This is a genomic window from Nitrospira sp. BLG_2 (assembly GCF_049222245.1).
In genome coordinates this window covers 1-2,306 of the sequence record NZ_JBLYIG010000126.1, presented here as the reverse complement: position 1 = coordinate 2,306, position 2,306 = coordinate 1, and the positions used below count along the sequence as shown (strand labels likewise).

At 57.0% G+C, this 2,306-nt stretch carries 2 protein-coding genes and 1 pseudogene; all 3 read left to right on the top strand.

The window, feature by feature from the left end; translation table 11 throughout:
* The coding region (locus ACOSYY_RS03665) for an MFS transporter (RefSeq protein WP_421660913.1) at positions 1–536 on the top strand (536 nt) is incomplete at its 5' end.
* 178 nt (positions 537–714) lie between these two features.
* Positions 715–2,001 (top strand): cytochrome P450, encoded by a 1,287-nt coding sequence (locus tag ACOSYY_RS03660; RefSeq protein ID WP_421660912.1) that lies wholly within the window; start codon positions 715–717, stop codon positions 1,999–2,001.
* A gap of 104 nt (positions 2,002–2,105) precedes the next feature.
* A pseudogene (locus ACOSYY_RS03655) lies at positions 2,106–2,306 on the top strand (hypothetical protein); the annotation flags it as partial.

Here is a 2,306-nt window from a genome sequence, read left to right as displayed (position 1 = left end):
TCTTCTATGTATTTCTCCCCAGCTATCTGATCAAAGTCACCGACCTTCCGATGGAAGGGGCGCTGCTGATCAACACGATGTGTATGGCGCTGTTGGCGATATTGATTCCATTCATGGGCAAGCTGTCCGATCGAGTCGGGCATCGATGGGTGCTGGCCGCCGGCGCCTCGGGTCTTGCCCTCGGCACAGTCCCGTTCTTTTCTTGGCTGAGCAGCGGTCATCTCGCACTGATCGTCACGGCCCAGGTCTTGATTACAGTGTTCGTGTCGGCCTATATGGGTCCTTTCTTTGCAATTGTGGCGACTCTCTTTCCAGTCGCGCAGCGTTACACAGGTCTCTCAATCTCTTACAATATCGCCTCGGCCTTATTCGGCGGGACCGCACCGTTGATGGCCACAGTGATGATGGAACGGAGCGGGAATGCGCTTGCTCCTGGATGGTATGTCAGCCTGTGCGCCGTCTTGTCGTTGATCGCACTGTCCACGATTCGTGAAGAGTTGAAGGGGACGGCCGAAGTTCCAGCCGGAACTCATTGACCATGGAGACGATACAGCTGGTAGCTTTCACGAGCGACGCGAAGGCCGCATGATCGATCAGACGACTCCACTACCTGCCCTTTCCGGTCCACCGGTCTCTCGCTGGCGAGGATGTTTTCCCGAACTTCGCCGTGACACTCTCGGGTTCCTCTTGCGCTGTCACGCCTACGGGGACGTTGTGAAACTTCCGATGGGTCTTGTCGTCGACCTTCTCTTAGGGCAGCGCGACGCCGCCATGTATGTACTGAACCATCCGGCCGACATCAAGCATGTCCTGGTGACGAATCAAGACAATTATCGGAAAGCGCCGGTCCCTCCTGTCGAATCTCGGATATTTGGTCAAGGTGTGCTCCACACGGAAGGCGAGATCCATCACCGCCGGCGACGGCTGTTTCTCCCCTTCTTCCACGGAAATCATGCTGCCGCATACACCGATTTGATCACGGGCAAGGCTTGTGACCTCGTGGGGCATTGGCAACATGGAACGACCGTTGATATTGAACACGAGATGGCGCACCTGACTCTGTCTGTGATCTGGCGCCTACTCTTTGGACGAGACGTCGACTCCGAAGCCGACACGATCCGGGAGGCTATTGCGGTTGGGCAAAGTTTAATCAAATTACAGTATGACTCCCTGTTGGCAAGTTGCACTCCCCTGTGGGTTCCGACAAAACTCCACCGCCGGTTCACCCGAGGCCACCGATCGATGGAAGCCATGATTCGGCGGATGATCGAGGAGAGACGTACGGCGTCTCATCAGAGCGATGACGTGCTGGCGCTGTTGCTCGCCGCGAGAAATGCGGATGGCCGTCCGCTGAGTGATAAGGAGATCCGTGACGAGATCGTAACCTTCTTGCTCGCCGGCCACGAAACCACCGCCAATGCGCTGACCTGGACCTGGTTTTTGCTGGCGCAATTTCGACCGGTACAGGAACGGCTTGCGTGCGAATTGAACCAGGTTTTAGGTGGCCGTTGTCCAACTGCTGCTGATGTGCCTCGTTTGCGGTATACGAAGATGGTCTGGGAAGAGTCGCTTCGGCTGTATCCTCCCGCGTGGAGCCTCCATACCCGCGTCGCCCATGCTCAGGACCGGCTCCCGTCAGGTGCCGTGCTTCCATCCCGTGCATGGGTCTTTATCAGTCCCTGGAGCCTGCATCGCAATGCGCGATGGTTCCCAGATCCCAACCGATTCGACCCCGAGCGATTTTCCGACGAAGCGAAACCAACTCATACACCCTATAGCTACCTCCCCTTCGGTGCCGGTGGACGCCGTTGTCTCGGGGAGTCCTTCGCAGAGCTGGAAGGCCTGTTGATCCTCGCCACGGTTGCGTCGAGATTCCAACTACGCTTGGTCGACGGACAGACGATCCAACCTGAGCCGGTCATGACCCTACGTCCGAATGTCCCAGTACGAATGGTCGTCCAGCGCATCGATAGGGAGGAACCGCATCCCGCCGTTGTCTAGATGCGGTCATGCACCTATCCTTTCTTCGGCTAGGCATCTCCGAGTTTATTATGATACAAATTGCCTCCGATTGAGTAGAAGGCGCGCGCTGCAGCGACCGACAGATGAGACAGAAGCTCTCCACCTCCGCGCCCGTCATTCTCTTCGCGCTCTTTTGCCTGATGTCACTACCAGGCTGCCTCTCACCGGTGACCTTGACTCGCGCCGTCATCGCCTATGACGACGCCATTACCGAGTCGCAATCGAAGCAACTTCTCTTGAATATCGCACGAGCGCAACACCATCAACCGATTCACTTTACCGGC